Below are 15,135 nucleotides of genomic sequence, written 5' to 3' on the forward strand. Positions count from 1 at the left end.
AGCCGATCATGGTGGACCAGATGAAAATGCAGGTGCCGTCTCCGGGCGCTGACCTCTTCAAATCCTCCATGCGGAATCTGGCGGGTGCCGTTTGCGTCATCACGACAGGCACGGGTGAAACACGAACCGGCTTCACCGCAACATCCGTCACAGCACTTTCTGCGGATGGCCCGACGGTGATGGTCGCACTCAATCGTGGATCCTCGTCCTAGGAAATCGTCGAGAAAGCCAGACGGTTTTGCGTCAACGTCGTCGCTGAAGGTCAGGAAAACGTCGCCCACTCATTCTCGGGTTTTAATGGCCTTAAGGGTGGCAGCCGCTACGATGGCGCCGTCTGGCACACGATGGCGTCAGGCGGCCTTGCGCTGGATGGCGCTCTGGCAAGTCTGGACTGCGAACTCGAAGACGCGATCATCCATCGATCCCATGTGATCCTGATCGGCCTCGTCCGGTCGATAAGGACACATGACGATGCCCGGCCACTTCTGTACTGGCGCGGAGAATATCAACACATCAGAAAGTGATATCCCGAGCGGTAGGCCATTAGTCACGCACTGCGGTTCGGGGACGATGCGACAGACTGCTTTTTCGCGATCCCCATCACCCACATATGAAATTCTCTTCCGTAGGGCTTATCGAAAACGGAACGATCCCATGCCAGATAGTAGCTCTCGGGAAGCGGAAGGCGGATGTCGAAAGGAACAACAAGTGTACCGGCCTGCAACTCGTCCTCGATCATCGAGACCTGAGCCAGCACGAAGCCGTGTCCGTTGACCGCAGCGTCGATTGCGTTGCTCGACAGCGCGAAAAACAGGCTCGAGAGTTTTTCATTCACGGTCGCGCCAACCAGCTGCGCCCACTCGCTCCATTGTGGCGGACGGCTGTAATGGGCTTCCCACTCGATATTGAGCAAAGGGAATTTGAGAAGGTCGGCGGGCGCCGATAATGTCCGTCCCCCGAGCAAACGCGGCGAACATGCGGGAACCACCCAATCCGTATAAAGCGGCACGAAATGCGCGTGCACCTCTGCCCGCTTTCCATAGGTTATGCGAAAATCGCTCTGGCCGCCCGACAGGCTGGGTTCGTCATCCTTGCCGATGATACGGACATTGGCTTCCGGATAGAGAGCCTGCCACTCGAAGATCTTGCGGCCGATCCACTTGTTCACCACCGAGCTGAGCGCAGTCAGCACGATGCCGGTCTGGCTCCGCGCCCGTTCGAGAACATCGACGGAATGATTGAGCTGGCTGAAGCCTTTGGCGACTTCCTTGTGAAGAAGAACACCCCACGACGTCAGTTCCACACGGCGTCCGATACGTTCGAGGAGCGTAACGCCGAGATGGTTCTCAAGCTTGCGCACCTGTTGGCTGATGGCACTGGGTGTTACGCCCAGTTCTTTGGCGGCCGTGCTCATCGTGCCGCACCTTCCTACGGCTTCGAAAGCTTGCAGGGCATGGAGTGGGGGCATAGCCAATAGAGTATCTCCAGTTCTGCTTTTTGTTAAGTTTTTCTAAACAAAAACGCAACGAAAATCCGCTTGTCCCGCATCGCAACAAGGAAAATACTGATCCGATTAAAGCGAGAACGGGGGAAGAAAATGTTTCTCAAGAATGCTTGGTACGTCGCCACCTGGGATCACGAAATCGGACGAGACCTGACACCCGTAACGATGCTCGGCGAAAATATTGTTCTTTATCGTCTTCAGAATGGCAAGCTTGCAGCGCTCGAAGATGCCTGTCCCCATCGCAAGCTCCCCTTGTCCATGGGGCGTATCAAGGGCGACGACGTCGAATGCGGCTATCACGGATTGACCTTCGACTGTTCCGGCGCCTGCACCCGCGTACCGGGTGCAGAGCGTATTCCACATGTGGCCTGCGTCCGCTCCTACCCGGTGGAGGAACGTTACGGGCTCGTCTGGGTCTGGATGGGTGAGGCCGCGAAAGCCGATCCCGCAGAGATTTTCCATGTCGAACATTTCGGTGATCCGTCCTGGGGCGTCAATCGCGGCGAGTCGATGACGATCAACTGCAATTACCTCTACATGACGGACAATCTGCTGGACCCATCCCACGTCGCATGGGTACATCAGAGCTCGTTCGCCAGTTCCGCCTGCGAAGAAACGCCATTGGAAACAACGGTGAAAAGCGATGGCGTCGTCGTCTGGCGCTGGATGCTGGATTCAGATCCAGCCCCCTTCTACGCACCGTTCCTGCAATTTGAGGGGAAATGCGATCGAAAACAGCATTACGAGGTTCGCTACCCCAGCAATGCCATCATCAAGGCCATCTTTGCACCATCAGGCTCCGGTGGCGAAGGCCGCGAATTGCCAGCCAATACGTTCTTGATGGACAGCTACAATTTCATGACGCCAGTCGATGAGAACCGCACGAAGTATTATTGGTTTCAGATGCGAAATTTCGCGCCCGACGACCCGGACGTTTCAGCGCGCTTCGCAACATCCGTACGCGGCGCATTCGAGGAAGACCGTGTCGTGCTAGAGGCGGTCCACCACGGGATCGCGAACAAGAAGACTCCAAACCTCGATCTGAAGATCGATGTCGGACCGCTGCGGTTCAGACGCAAGCTTTCACAGATGATCGATAGCGAGACCATGAATGTCGTCGCTGCCGCGGAGTAAGCGCCTGCGCCGGAACGACTAACGATATGGTCTTCGCCTGCTCAAATGTATCAGGCGGAGATGGCAAAAAAATAATAACCGGGAACATAGCTGGTGATCGGCAAAAGCCGACGCCCGCCACAAATCGGGAGTATCCTTGATGCGCCACATCAGGCAGCCTGAGCTCTATTCAGTGGACTATAATGTGCTGCGGCAACGTTTTCTTTCCGCTGCGCGCCGGTCGAATGCTGCGTTGTTCGAATATAAGCATCCATTGCATGGCCCAGGTGGAGAGCACCTTTTCACGGATGTTGCATATCTGGGCGAACGCAACGCGTCAAAAAAACTCGTCATCTTGTCCGGCACGCACGGAGTTGAGGGGCAATTCGGATCGGCTTGCCAGGCTGAATGGCTTGCCGCAAATAACCCTTTACCGCTTCCTCCCGATACGGCTGTGGTGATGATCCATCTGATCAACCCATGGGGAACAGCATGGAGCCGACGGGTCAACGAGGACAATGTCGATCTCAACCGAAACTTCGTTGACTGGAAGAGAGCCGTTCCACGAAACGAACGATACGCCCCACTCCATAATGCATTTGTCTGCGCCGAGTGGGATGGACCCGATCGTGACCGTGCCGATCAACTGCTGAGAGATGCCAAGGCCGCTTTAAATGGTCACGCCGGGATCGCCGCGATTATCGAAGCAGGCCAATACGACTTTCCAGACGGACTGTTTTATGGCGGCAACGGCCCGACATGGTCGAACCGCACCCTCAACGATATCTTGAGCACTTTCGTCAGTGGCGCGTCGGATGTCGTCGTCTTCGATCTTCACACCGGTGCAGGCCCTTACGGATATCCCGCACTGCTATCCGTGGCGGAAGAGGACCATGCCGGTCTGGAATGGGGCAGGAAAACCTATGGGCACGCACTCGCGGTCGTGATGACCGGCAATGGCGCAACGACCGATACCGGCATTGCGGCAACGGCTACGGGCTACGTTTCAGCAGCGGTCTGCAAATCCTTGCCCGAGAGCCGCGTATTGCCGCTGGTAATCGAATGCGGAACCCTTGAAGGCCCGGTGGTGATGGACGCCGTGCAGGCCGATAACTGGCTGCATCTTTTCGGGAATATCGAATCTCCGCTTGGGCAGAAAATCAAGAAGACGCTGAGAACGGCGTTCATTCCTGACGATCCCGAATGGCAGCAGAACTGTCTTGGGACAAGCTTGCGATATTTCGACCGCGCGCTGACCGCACTTGCCTCGGTTACTCCCCCGGCTTCAAAGGGCGCACCCGCTCCGGCTTTGGTGAGCGACTGGCCACCGGCCGTGCCTGTGAACACCAAACGCCATGAACGGCCAGCCGTTGAAGTTCATGATCTCCACAAAAGTTTCGGCACGCACGAAGTCCTGTCGGGCGTGGGGCTGAGTGCCGATCCCGGCGAAGTCGTTTCGATGATCGGCTCGTCAGGTTCCGGCAAGAGCACGTTTTTGCGCTGTATAAACCTGCTTGAACAGCCCAGCAGTGGAACGATCGTCGTTGATGGCGAGGAAATACGAATGAAGGGCGGAGCGAATGGCCGTTCGCAGCCAGCAGACATGCGCCAGGTCGAGAGAATTCGCGCCCGCGTGGGAATGGTATTCCAGAACTTCAATCTCTGGCCCCACATGTCCGTGCTTGAGAACATCATCGAGGCTCCCGTCCATGTTCTTGGCGAGCGTCGCCAGGATGCAATCGACCATGCCCATCAGTTGTTGAAGAAAGTGGGACTGTCGGAAAAGCATGCCCAATATCCCGGGCAGCTCTCCGGCGGCCAGCAGCAACGTGCGGCCATCGCAAGAACACTGGCCATGCGGCCAAAAGTCATCCTCTGTGACGAACCGACATCCGCTCTCGACCCCGAACTTGTGGGAGAGGTCCTGCGCGTGATCCGTCAGCTGGCAGAAGAGGGCAATACCATGATCCTCGTGACGCATGAAATGCAGTTTGCGCGCGAGGTATCTCACAAGATTCTCTTCTTACACAAAGGAAAGGTGGAGGAAGAGAGTACCCCGGCGGAATTGTTCACCAATCCGCGATCGGAACGCCTGCGTCAGTTTCTGTCGCGAACGTTATGACGTGATCCGCTGTGCCGGCGCTGTGTCCGGCAAATCAAACCTAACAAATAACCAAATAGGGGAATTCGCATATGAATCTGAAAGTCCTGTCACTCGCCCTGCTTCTTGCAGGCGTCAGCACGGCGCACGCTGCCGAAGGCGAATTGTCGATCGGCACCGAAGGTGCCTATCCACCATGGAGCATGGCCGATGCTGCCGGCAATGTAACCGGCTTCGACGCCGATGTCGGCAACCTGCTCTGCACGAAGCTCGCCGTGAAGTGCCGGTTCGTCGTGCAGGCCTTTGATGGCCTGATCCCTGCTCTCAAGGCGAAGCGCTTCGACGTCATCATCTCCGGGATGTCGATTACCCAGGATCGAAAAAAGGAAATCAATTTTTCGGTCGGATATGCTGAGCTGGCAAACATGTTCCTCGTTCCCAAGACGTCCGATCTCGCCGGCATCAAGGATATCGACACTTTGTTGAAAGGCTTGGACGGCAAGACGATCGGCGTTCAAACCGGCACGACGCACGCCCATTTCATCGAAAAGCGGGTGCCGAATGCCAATCTCAAAACCTACGACACGCTCGACAATATGCAGATCGATCTCGCAAGCGGCCGCGTTGAGGCAGCATTTGCAGACGCCTCTGCACTTCAGGATTTTCTCGCCAAGCCTGAAGGCAAGGACTTTCAGTTTGTCGACGTGAAAGTTCAGAGCAAATTCGATTCCACCCTCGGCGAAGGGATCGGCGTCGGAATTGCCAAGGAGAACACCGAACTGAAGACGAAGATCGACAAGGCACTGTGCGAGCTCGTTGCGGATGGTTCGATCGGCAAAGCGAGCCAGAAGTGGTTCAAGATGGATATCTCCAGACCCTGCAACTAAGACGCCTGCCCCGCTCTTCCCAGAAGTGCGGGGCAACCACTCAATCGCAACCTGACAGGGTGCGCACGGTCGAAGACGCTGACGATGCCTGCTGCCAAAAAGGCAAGGGAGTGCGCAGCAAAACCAAGGCAAATCCAATGGAGTCTAGTCTGATCCTAGTTTGGCAGGGTGGTTGGATAAGAGCCATTCTGCAGGGGGCCGCAATAACGATTGCCGTCGGTACGGTCAGCATGCTTGTCGGTGCGTTGATCGGAACCTTGTGCGGGGTCATCAAGTGGGCGCGGATATTCCCGCTGACACTTGTGGTAGACGCCTATACCTCTCTCGTGCGGGGGGTGCCTGAACTGCTTATCATCTATCTGCTGTTCTTTTCTTCCGTGCAATTCGTGACACAGGTTGCCACAGCTTTCGGATATGCTGCCCTTGCGGACAGCGGATATGCCTTCATCATTGCCATCATTGCCATTGGTACGATTTCAGGCGCCTACTCGACCGAGGTTATCAGGGGAGCATTGGCTTCCATCCCGACGGGACACATCGAAGCTGCGCGCGCACTGGGGATTCCAGGGCGCCGCATCTTCAGGCGCATCATCATCCCGCAAATGCTACGCATTGCCATCCCCGGTATGAACAATGTCTGGCAGACAACCATCAAGGACACGGCACTGGTATCGGTTGTCGGGCTGCAGGAACTGATGCGCGCCGCCTCGGTTGGCGCCGGTAGCACCCGCAATCCCCTGATTTTCTTTCTTATCGCAGCCGTCGTGTATTTCGCGATCACCATCATGAGCCAGGCTGGATTCGACAGGGTCGAACGCCTGGTGAGACTAAGGGCGAGGAAGTAACGCGATGGATATCGAATTCCTGAAAACATCGATGCCTTTCCTCTTGAAAGGGCTTTCCACAACGGCGACCATAACCGCGATATCTGTCGCGATCGGTTTCAATCTCGGCCTTGGTCTTGCGCTCATGCGGCTGTCCGAAAACCGTTTCCTTGCCGGGTTTGCAAAATATTACAGCATGGTCTTTCGCGGTACACCGCTGCTTGTACAGCTGTTCCTGTTTTACTACGGGCTTGGCCAAATTGGCTTTATCAAAGGCAATGCCATAACGTGGTGGGTGATTAGTGATGGTGCGCGCTGCGCGGTCATGGCGATGGCGCTCAACACAGCCGCCTATACATCGGAGATTCTGCGAGGCGGATTATTATCGGTTCCCGCGGGTCTCAAGGAAGCGGCCAAAGCCACGGGAATGTCACCATTTATGCGTTTCCGCCGGATCGAATTCCCGCTCGCCATTCGCCAGGCTCTGCCGGCTTACGGCAATGAGCTGATCCTCGTCGTCAAGGGTACGAGCCTTGCCTCGACAATCACGGTTCTCGAGATCACGGGATATGCAAAGCGCCTGATGAGCCAGACATTCGCGATTTTCGAGGTTTTCGCCCTCGCGGGTGCCATCTACCTCGTCATCAACCTCACCCTCGTCATGCTAATCCGCATGCTTGAGGCACATCTGATGCGTCACGAAGCGCGCTGAAGGCCAGTAGTCTCGAACCTTACGACTGCCTGTCACGCGCATTGATGGACTATATCGCCGCCTGGACAGCCAAAAAAATGGCGTTCTGTCGAACTGAAACGTAGTCGCCCATATCGTGTCCGCGCCGCGCGCCTAAAGAGCGCGGCGTTGTCATGTTAGCCAGTGACTTTGCCGGGGTTAAGAGTGCATCCGCCATCGATTGCGGCCTTGATCCGCGTCATCAGGGCAAATTTTACCGGGTTCGCTGTCTCCCGCAACGCATGAATGCGTTTGGAGCCTATCCCATGTTCCGCCGAGAACGAACCACCCGATTGCGTCAGGTCGCGGTAGAGAACGGATTCGATGGCAGCAATCTTGGCGGGCGTCAGAGTTGTCCCGGCTGCATTGAGAACAATGTGAAGATTGCCATCGGCAATGTGGCCGAAGAGGTAGGGATCGAGGAGAGGATCGATTGACCGAAGCTCCGGTACGCAGCGAGCCACATATTCTCCGATCTGCGACAAGGGGACGGAGACGTCAAAGGACGGCGCAGCCGGATATCTGCGATAGATAAGGTCCGTGTCCTCCCTCAGACGCCACAACTCTGCTTCCTGCGCCTTCGATGTTGCGACGACAGCGGACACGTTCGGATAGGTTTCATACAGCTCCTCGTAAATCCGGCCGAGCTCCATCTGAAGCTGTTCCTCGTCACCGCCGCCCAGAGACATGATGAGGTTGACAGGATAGTCAGGGGCATAATCTGCCGCCGACCAAAGGTGCTCGCCAGCCGTCAGGGAGAAAAACGAATTCCAGATCGCTTCCGCCGCACGCATGTGGCCATACCTCACGGTCAACCCCAGCCCGGTTGCATCAAGAGCCGCTTCAACGGAGGGAAGCCCAAAAAGTGCGGTCGCGGTTGCTGCGGGAACCGGCTCTAGCTTGATGGCAACCCTGGTCACAATACCAAGCGTACCCTCGGCCCCGATGAAGAGATGCTTGAGATCGTATCCTGCGGCGTTCTTCACCACGCGTGTCAGGTCGGAATATATCGAGCCATCAGGCAATACGACTTCCAGTCCGAGCACGCGATGTCGCATCACCCCACATCGAAAGGCAGAAATCCCGCCGGCATTGGTCGAGACCATTCCGCCAATCGTGGCAGAACCACGCGATGGCAAGTCGATGCCTGGCTCGAGACGATGCTCCGATGCGGCCGCCTGCAACGCTTGAAGCGTAACGCCCGCCTCCACAACGGCAACCCGCTCATCTGGATAGATTTCCACGATCCGGTTCAGCCGGGCGGTCGACACCACGATTTGACCGGGGACGGACACACCCCCGCCAACAAGCCCGGTTCGGCCACCCTGTGGTACAACCGATATACCATGGGCAACCGCAGTTTTTATGATCGACGCAACCTCGTGCGGAGATGAAGGGAAAGCAACCGCATCCGCACCGAAATTCGCAGGCGTTACGCCATAATCGAGATTGGCAACGGCATCACCGCGTTTCAGGTTCGACAGGCCGATAATCTGGTCGATCTCATTGAGAAACGCGGCGGACAAATCCCGTGTTGAGGCGGTATTGTGTTCGATCATGACGCGACTTTTGCCTCAGGAAGCTTATCTTTGAGTGAGCGTAACGCTTCGAGAAAACGGTCGTTTTCCGCAGGAAGCCCGACGGTCACACGAATGAAGCTGGCGAACTCCGGTTCTTTCCAGGGCTTAACGATGACGCCATGGGACAGGAAATGATCGAAAGCGATCGAACTGTCGCAACCAACATCGATGAAGAGAAAATTCGTCTGAGAGTCCGGAACGAAAAGATCAAGCGAGGCGATTGCCGCAGCCATGCGCCTGCGCTCCTTGACGACGCTTTCTACGGAAACCCGCATCCAGTTTTCGTCATCGAGCGCGGCAACTGCGGCCAATTGCGCGGCTGCATTGACGTTGAACGGTGTTTTTGCAGATGACATGGCCTGTGCCAGCCGCTCATCGGAAGCCACGGCATATCCGACGCGCAACCCAGCCAGCCCATAGGCCTTCGAGAAGGTTCTGAGCACGACCCAGGAGATAGCGCTGTCAGCCAGTGTCTTAAGCCCATCTGGCGTATTCCCGTCGCAGAATTCGAAATAGGCTTCGTCGAAAACAAGCAACGTCTCTTTCGGGACGGCTGCAATGAGGCTTGAGAGCTGATCCTGTCGCAACGCCGGGCCCACGGGATTGGAAGGCGAGGAGATGAAGAATATCGATGGCTTTTCGCGCAATGCGGTCGTCATCGCTTCAAGATCAAACCGAAGATCCTTCGTCATCCATATCTTGATGATTTTCGCACCATTTGCTTTGGGTTCGATTTCGTGAAGGCCGAAACCAGGTATCATCGCGACCACGGTAGCATCGGGACGCAGGACCGCGCGACAAACGGTAGCAATCATCTCTTCCGAGCCGTTTCCAATGACAATCCGGTTTCCGGCAACGCCGAGCTTTCGACTAAGCGCATCACGCAAGATCACACAGGCAGGATCCGCATAGCGTGAAGGGTCGAGACTGGCCAGCGCAGCGGTTACCTTCGGAGAGCAGCCATATGGATTCTCATTGCTGGCAAGGGCCGCAATTTCGGCCAAACCCGTCTTGCTTCGCGCAACGGCGATATTCATTCCAGCATTATAAGGCGGGAGTTCAGCAACGTGCGGGTTGAGTCTGAGTGTATCGGCCATGGGTTGATCTCGCTGATTTGGATAAACGCTGGAATCTGGTTTCAGAGGTCGAGTACGACTGAACTCACGGGCTTGGAACAACAGAGGAGAATCTGCCCGGACGGCACGTCATCCAGCGGCTCTTCCACATATTCAAAGTCGCCGGACACAAGGTTTTGGACACAGCTGCCGCAGACACCCGCGCGACAGGAGAATGCTGGCTCAATACCCCGGCTCTCCAGAAAGCTCAGGATGGATTCCGAGGCTGAATCCCACTCGAATCTGGCATTTGATTTTCCAAGAACGATCTCGATGCCGGAGTACTCAGACTCTGACGCCACCGGAGCAACAGGGAGGCTGAGGTTTGCTTCCTTCTTCGGCTGCGATGGCGAAAGCAGGGAGGCAGGCCCGAAAAACTCGTAGGCAATCTTGCTTTTCTCCAAGCCGAGGGAGAGGAGCAGATCATACATCGCCTGCATGAACGGCGGTGGTCCGCACATATAGACTTCGTAATCATCCAGCGGCAGAAACGACTGCAAGGTCTCCCGAGTGATGAAACCGGCGGAATGGAACAGCCCGGCTTTAGCATCCTCGTCAGTCGGAAAACGATAACAGTAATGAATATGGACGTTGCTGCGCTGTTCAGCGAGCACCCGTACTTCTTCACGCAGCGCATGGGTAGCAGCCCCGTCGCAGGCATGGACGAACCAGACGGGCCGATCGCTTTCCGCAACCAGGACCTTCAACATGGAAATCGTAGGTGTCAGCCCGACGCCACCGGACAAGAGAATAACCGGTCGCTGACTGGCCTTGTCGAGTTTGAACGCACCACGCGGCCTGTCAATATGGATGACCGCACCCTCTTCAACGGCGTCATGGAGCCAGCACGAAACAAGACCATCGGCCACATCGGGCGTTAAAGCAGCCTCCCGTTTCACGGTAATACGATAGACCCCGACCTCATTTGGTCCCGACGAAACCGTGTAATTCCGGACAAGCGGTTCTTTGCCTTCGGGATGCGTTATCTGGATCGTCAGAAACTGGCCCGCCTCAAAAGTACACCAATCCGCAGGATCGACAGGCGTGAGGTAAAAAGACGTGATCGTGGCACTCTCGCGCACCTTGCGCTTTACCTCGAACGGGCGAAAACGTGGATCCAGGCGGGTCGTCATGATTTGCTTGTCCTGATGATTGCAATATCCGGAAATCCGCAGATCGCCTCGAGAGCCCTCCCCGTGAGATCGCTCAAAGCTTGCTTCAACCTGCAGACGGTCAAAGGTTTTCGTGGGAGGCAGAACTTCCTCAAAAACTCGCTGGCAATTTGGTCTTCACCAATTTGCAGCCCCAAGGCCCCACCTCAATTTATCCCTCTGACAAATCTCATTATTTGCGCGTCAACAAAGAGAGACAATCCCGCCACAGATGGGTTTTTGTTTAGAAAAGCTAAACTATGGGGGTTTGAACCGGCGCGAGCAACTCTGGATTTGCGCCCTCGTTTTTAACGGGATACGCCAAGCAGAACGTGATCTTCATAACCAATCGTTAGATAGTTGTAGAGTGCTCCGCGAGCAGGATATAGGCCTAGGTGCACGCCATCAGAGCCCCACGGGGCCATACCGCGAGCAATTCATTTGCGGTATCCAAGGCCCTAAACGCAAGGCGCCCTCCGGGATGGGAGGGCTTTGTTGTTGATAGTCTTGAAGATATTGGTTGCGGGGGCAGGATTTGAACCTGCGGCCTTCAGGTTATGAGCCTGACGAGCTACCGGGCTGCTCCACCCCGCGTTACCAGCGTAAATCCCTATGGGATTTATCGCGACCAGCGTAAATCCCTATGGGATTTATCGCGACCAGCGTAAATCCCTATGGGATTTATCGCGACCAGCGTAAATCCGTATTGGATTTATCGCGACTGCATCACAGGGACGCTGTGATGTATAGTTCCGGATCAAATTGCCGAAGGCGATTTGTCTCCTTTAAGGGACGCACGAGGCGTTTTCCTTATGTTTTCATGTTACGCAATGCAAAAAGGCCGCTTTGAGCGGCCCTTTGTATCGGCTGGGCCGAAGAGTTTGCTTGAGAAGATATTTGTTGCGTTTTGCAGACCTGGCAGCGACCTACTCTCCCGCGTCTTGAGACGGAGTACCATTGGCGCTGGGGCGTTTCACGGCCGTGTTCGGAATGGGAACGGGTGCAGCCGCCCCGCGATAACCACCAGGTCGGCAAAACGCAACACAGTTCATGTTTTCACATGAGTGTTGTTTCGAGAAGCTGGGAAGCTTGCGCTTCATTTAATTTAACACGTCTTTCTGCGACCCATCCCGTATGTTTGCCATACAGACCAGAGGTCGTCGCGCCCTGTGGCGCGGCCCGTCCGGAGCGCTATGCGCGTCAGGACAGAACAGATGATGCTCATCTTTGATGAGCATGAACAATGGGAACGAAGAAGTCGATCGAGCTATTAGTAACGGTAAGCTTCACATGTTGCCATGCTTCCACACCCGTCCTATCAACGTGGTCGTCTTCCACGGCTCTGATAGGGAACACTCGTTTTCAGGTTGGTTTCCCGCTTAGATGCCTTCAGCGGTTATCCATTCCGTATATAGCTACTCTGCTATGCCCTTGGCAGGACAACAGATCCACCAGAGATACGTCCATCCCGGTCCTCTCGTACTAGGGACAGATCCTGTCAATATTCCTACACCCACGGCAGATAGGGACCGAACTGTCTCACGACGTTCTGAACCCAACTCACGTACCGCTTTAAATGGCGAACAGCCATACCCTTGGGACCTGCTCCAGCCCCAGGATGCGATGAGTCGACATCGAGGTGCCAAACAACCCCGTCGATATGGACTCTTGGGGGTCATCAGCCTGTTATCCCCGGCGTACCTTTTATCCGTTGAGCGATGGCCCTTCCACACGGGACCACCGGATCACTATGACCGACTTTCGTCTCTGCTCGACTTGTCAGTCTCGCAGTCAGGCGGGCTTATGCCATTGCACTCGACGACCGATTTCCGACCGGTCTGAGCCCACCATCGCGCGCCTCCGTTACTCTTTCGGAGGCGACCGCCCCAGTCAAACTACCCACCATACACTGTCCCGGATCCGGATAACGGACCGCGGTTAGACATCCACGAAGATAAGGGTGGTATTTCAAGGATGGCTCCACAAGAACTGGCGTCCCTGCTTCAAAGCCTACCACCTATCCTACACATGCCTTGGCGAATGCCAGTGTAAAGCTATAGTAAAGGTGCACGGGGTCTTTCCGTCTGACCGCAGGAACCCCGCATCTTCACGGGGAATTCAATTTCACTGAGTCTATGTTGGAGACAGCGGGGAAGTCGTTACGCCATTCGTGCAGGTCGGAACTTACCCGACAAGGAATTTCGCTACCTTAGGACCGTTATAGTTACGGCCGCCGTTTACTGGGGCTTCAGTTCAGAGCTTGCACCCCTCCCTTTAACCTTCCAGCACCGGGCAGGCGTCAGACCCTATACGTCGTATTGCTACTTCGCAGAGCCCTGTGTTTTTGATAAACAGTCGCTACCCCCTGGTCTGTGCCACCCCATCATACTTGCGTAAAATGGGGTCACGCTTCTTCCGAAGTTACGCGTGCAATTTGCCGAGTTCCTTCAACATAGTTCTCTCAAGCGCCTTGGTATACTCTACCTGACCACCTGTGTCGGTTTCGGGTACGGTCTATACGGTGGAGCTATTTCCTGGAACCTCTTCGCCGCACATTCAATCCAGTAAGAATGTACAACACACGAGATCCGTCACTACCACCAGGCCCACGAATATTAACGTGGTTCCCATCGACTACGCGTGTCCGCCTCGTCTTAGGGGCCGGCTAACCCTGCTCAGATTAACTTTAAGCAGGAACCCTTGGTCTTTCGGCGAGGGAGTCTCTCACTCCCTTTATCGTTACTCATGTCAACATTCGCACTTCCGATATCTCCAGCAGCCCTCACGGGTCCGCCTTCACAGACTTACGGAACGCTCCGCTACCACGCAACAGTCACTACAACTGTCACATCCTCAGCTTCGGTGCATGGCTTTAGCCCCGTTACATTTTCGGCGCAAAGACCCTTATTTAGACCAGTGAGCTGTTACGCTTTCTTTAAATGATGGCTGCTTCTAAGCCAACATCCTGGTTGTTTTGGGATCCTCACATCCTTTCCCACTTAGCCATGACTTGGGGACCTTAGCTGGAGGTCAGGGTTGTTGCCCTTTTCACGACGGACGTTAGCACCCGCCGTGTGTCTGCCGACTAGTACTCCTCGGTATTCGGAGTTTGGTTAGGATCAGTAAGACGGTGAGTCCCCATAGCCCATCCAGTGCTCTACCCCCGAGGGTATTCGGTCGACGCTCTACCTAAATAGATTTCGCGGAGAACCAGCTATTTCCGAGTTTGATTGGCCTTTCACCCCTAGCCACAAGTCATCCCAATCTATTGCAACAGATACGGGTTCGGCCCTCCAGTTGGTGTTACCCAACCTTCAGCCTGCTCATGGCTAGATCACTCGGTTTCGGGTCTAATGCAACTAACTCAATCGCCCTATTCAGACTCGCTTTCGCTGCGCCTACACCTACCGGCTTAAGCTTGCTAGTTACACTAAGTCGTTGACCCATTATACAAAAGGTACGCCGTCACCCTTGCGGGCTCCGACTGTTTGTAGGCATCCGGTTTCAGGTTCTATTTCACTCCCCTCGTCGGGGTGCTTTTCACCTTTCCCTCACGGTACTTGTTCGCTATCGGTCATGCACGAGTACTTAGGCTTGGAGAGTGGTCTCCCCATGTTCAGACAGGATTTCACGTGCCCCGCCCTACTCAAGGACAATGACTGTTCTACGCGTAAGGGGCTATCACCCTCTATGGCCGACTTTTCCAAATCGTTCCGCTTTATTCATCATTGCCACTGGCCTGGTCCGCGTTCGCTCGCCACTACTTACGGAGTCTCGGTTGATGTCCTTTCCTGCAGGTACTTAGATGTTTCAGTTCCCTGCGTTCGCTTCTTACCCCTATGTATTCGAAAGTAAGATACCTTATCACAATGCTTGGAAACCCAGGCCGTTCATAAAACAGACTGGATTTTCCAAGCATTTAAGGTGGGTTGCCCCATTCGGAGATCCATGGATCAAAGCTTATTCGCAGCTCCCCACGGCTTTTCGCAGCGTATCACGTCCTTCTTCGCCTGTGCATGCCAAGGCATCCACCAAATGCCCTTAATTCACTTCTTCGTTCTCATTGTCTATGCTCATCCATAGCCGTTCCAAAGGAACGGCAATCCGGTTACCTTTTACAACCAGATCAT

The 15,135-nt window shown here is 55.2% G+C and carries 9 protein-coding genes, 1 tRNA gene, 2 rRNA genes and 2 pseudogenes; 7 read left to right on the forward strand and 7 right to left on the reverse strand.

Going from position 1 to position 15,135, the window contains the following annotated elements; all coding sequences use genetic code 11:
• Nucleotides 1-8 precede the first annotated feature (8 nt).
• Nucleotides 9-524 (forward strand): annotated as a pseudogene (locus ACZ5A6_RS11170) (flavin reductase family protein).
• A 23-nt stretch (nt 525-547) separates the two neighbouring features.
• Here the strand turns inward: ACZ5A6_RS11170 and ACZ5A6_RS11175 are convergent.
• The gene (locus ACZ5A6_RS11175; RefSeq protein ID WP_065658617.1) at nt 548-1,414 is read right to left on the reverse strand and encodes a LysR substrate-binding domain-containing protein; all 867 of its coding nucleotides are present in this window, start codon (nt 1,412-1,414) and stop codon (nt 548-550) included.
• Nucleotides 1,415-1,597: 183 nt separating this feature from the next.
• Here ACZ5A6_RS11175 and ACZ5A6_RS11180 point away from each other — a divergent pair, with 183 nt between their 5' ends.
• The 6 genes and pseudogenes from ACZ5A6_RS11180 to ACZ5A6_RS11205 all read left to right on the forward strand — a co-directional run.
• On the forward strand, nt 1,598-2,638 hold the full coding sequence (locus ACZ5A6_RS11180; protein WP_013636820.1) for an aromatic ring-hydroxylating dioxygenase subunit alpha: 1,041 nt from the start codon (nt 1,598-1,600) through the stop codon (nt 2,636-2,638).
• Nucleotides 2,639-2,777: 139 nt separating this feature from the next.
• Nucleotides 2,778-4,739, forward strand: coding sequence for a DUF2817 domain-containing protein (locus ACZ5A6_RS11185; RefSeq protein WP_080797682.1), 1,962 nt, complete (start codon nt 2,778-2,780; stop codon nt 4,737-4,739).
• A gap of 71 nt (nt 4,740-4,810) precedes the next feature.
• The gene (locus ACZ5A6_RS11190; protein ID WP_003514202.1) at nt 4,811-5,605 is read left to right on the forward strand and encodes a transporter substrate-binding domain-containing protein; all 795 of its coding nucleotides are present in this window, start codon (nt 4,811-4,813) and stop codon (nt 5,603-5,605) included.
• 137 nt (nt 5,606-5,742) lie between these two features.
• Nucleotides 5,743-6,450 (forward strand): ABC transporter permease, encoded by a 708-nt coding sequence (locus tag ACZ5A6_RS11195; RefSeq protein ID WP_174060955.1) that lies wholly within the window; start codon nt 5,743-5,745, stop codon nt 6,448-6,450.
• Between the two features lie 4 nt (nt 6,451-6,454).
• The gene (locus tag ACZ5A6_RS11200; RefSeq protein WP_013636823.1) at nt 6,455-7,141 is read left to right on the forward strand and encodes an ABC transporter permease; all 687 of its coding nucleotides are present in this window, start codon (nt 6,455-6,457) and stop codon (nt 7,139-7,141) included.
• Nucleotides 7,120-7,245 (forward strand): annotated as a pseudogene (locus ACZ5A6_RS11205) (S-(hydroxymethyl)glutathione synthase); the annotation flags it as partial. The gene ACZ5A6_RS11200 and the pseudogene ACZ5A6_RS11205, both read left to right, overlap by 22 nt.
• 51 nt (nt 7,246-7,296) lie before the next feature.
• Here the strand turns inward: ACZ5A6_RS11205 and ACZ5A6_RS11210 are convergent.
• The 6 genes from ACZ5A6_RS11210 to ACZ5A6_RS11235 all read right to left on the reverse strand — a co-directional run bounded on the left by ACZ5A6_RS11210 (nt 7,297) and on the right by ACZ5A6_RS11235 (nt 15,061).
• Nucleotides 7,297-8,718 carry an FAD-binding oxidoreductase gene (locus tag ACZ5A6_RS11210; RefSeq protein ID WP_174060954.1) on the reverse strand — a complete coding sequence of 474 codons (1,422 nt, stop codon included), beginning with the start codon at nt 8,716-8,718 and terminating at the stop codon, nt 7,297-7,299.
• Nucleotides 8,715-9,836 carry a histidinol-phosphate transaminase gene (hisC, locus tag ACZ5A6_RS11215; protein ID WP_174061136.1) on the reverse strand — a complete coding sequence of 374 codons (1,122 nt, stop codon included), beginning with the start codon at nt 9,834-9,836 and terminating at the stop codon, nt 8,715-8,717. Before hisC ends, ACZ5A6_RS11210 begins: the two co-directional genes overlap by 4 nt.
• 41 nt (nt 9,837-9,877) lie before the next feature.
• Nucleotides 9,878-10,987: a 2Fe-2S iron-sulfur cluster-binding protein gene (locus ACZ5A6_RS11220; protein ID WP_174060953.1), complete on the reverse strand. Its 1,110-nt coding sequence runs from the start codon at nt 10,985-10,987 to the stop codon at nt 9,878-9,880.
• A gap of 535 nt (nt 10,988-11,522) precedes the next feature.
• A tRNA-Met gene (locus ACZ5A6_RS11225) sits at nt 11,523-11,599 on the reverse strand.
• Nucleotides 11,600-11,918: 319 nt separating this feature from the next.
• Nucleotides 11,919-12,033: ribosomal RNA gene (gene rrf, locus ACZ5A6_RS11230) — 5S ribosomal RNA — on the reverse strand.
• A 221-nt stretch (nt 12,034-12,254) separates the two neighbouring features.
• Nucleotides 12,255-15,061 (reverse strand): 23S ribosomal RNA (locus ACZ5A6_RS11235).
• Nucleotides 15,062-15,135: the final 74 nt, after the last annotated feature.

Source organism: Agrobacterium sp. 6Ca8 (assembly GCF_055382765.1).

Coding starts and splice junctions, on each gene's coding strand:
- ACZ5A6_RS11175 (WP_065658617.1), bottom strand. CDS start 1,414: ATGAGCACGGCCGCCAAAGAACTGGGCGTAACACCCAGTGCCATCAGC.
- ACZ5A6_RS11180 (WP_013636820.1), top strand. CDS start 1,598: ATGTTTCTCAAGAATGCTTGGTACGTCGCCACCTGGGATCACGAAATC.
- ACZ5A6_RS11185 (WP_080797682.1), top strand. CDS start 2,778: ATGCGCCACATCAGGCAGCCTGAGCTCTATTCAGTGGACTATAATGTG.
- ACZ5A6_RS11190 (WP_003514202.1), top strand. CDS start 4,811: ATGAATCTGAAAGTCCTGTCACTCGCCCTGCTTCTTGCAGGCGTCAGC.
- ACZ5A6_RS11195 (WP_174060955.1), top strand. CDS start 5,743: ATGGAGTCTAGTCTGATCCTAGTTTGGCAGGGTGGTTGGATAAGAGCC.
- ACZ5A6_RS11200 (WP_013636823.1), top strand. CDS start 6,455: ATGGATATCGAATTCCTGAAAACATCGATGCCTTTCCTCTTGAAAGGG.
- ACZ5A6_RS11210 (WP_174060954.1), bottom strand. CDS start 8,718: ATGATCGAACACAATACCGCCTCAACACGGGATTTGTCCGCCGCGTTT.
- hisC (WP_174061136.1), bottom strand. CDS start 9,836: ATGGCCGATACACTCAGACTCAACCCGCACGTTGCTGAACTCCCGCCT.
- ACZ5A6_RS11220 (WP_174060953.1), bottom strand. CDS start 10,987: ATGACGACCCGCCTGGATCCACGTTTTCGCCCGTTCGAGGTAAAGCGC.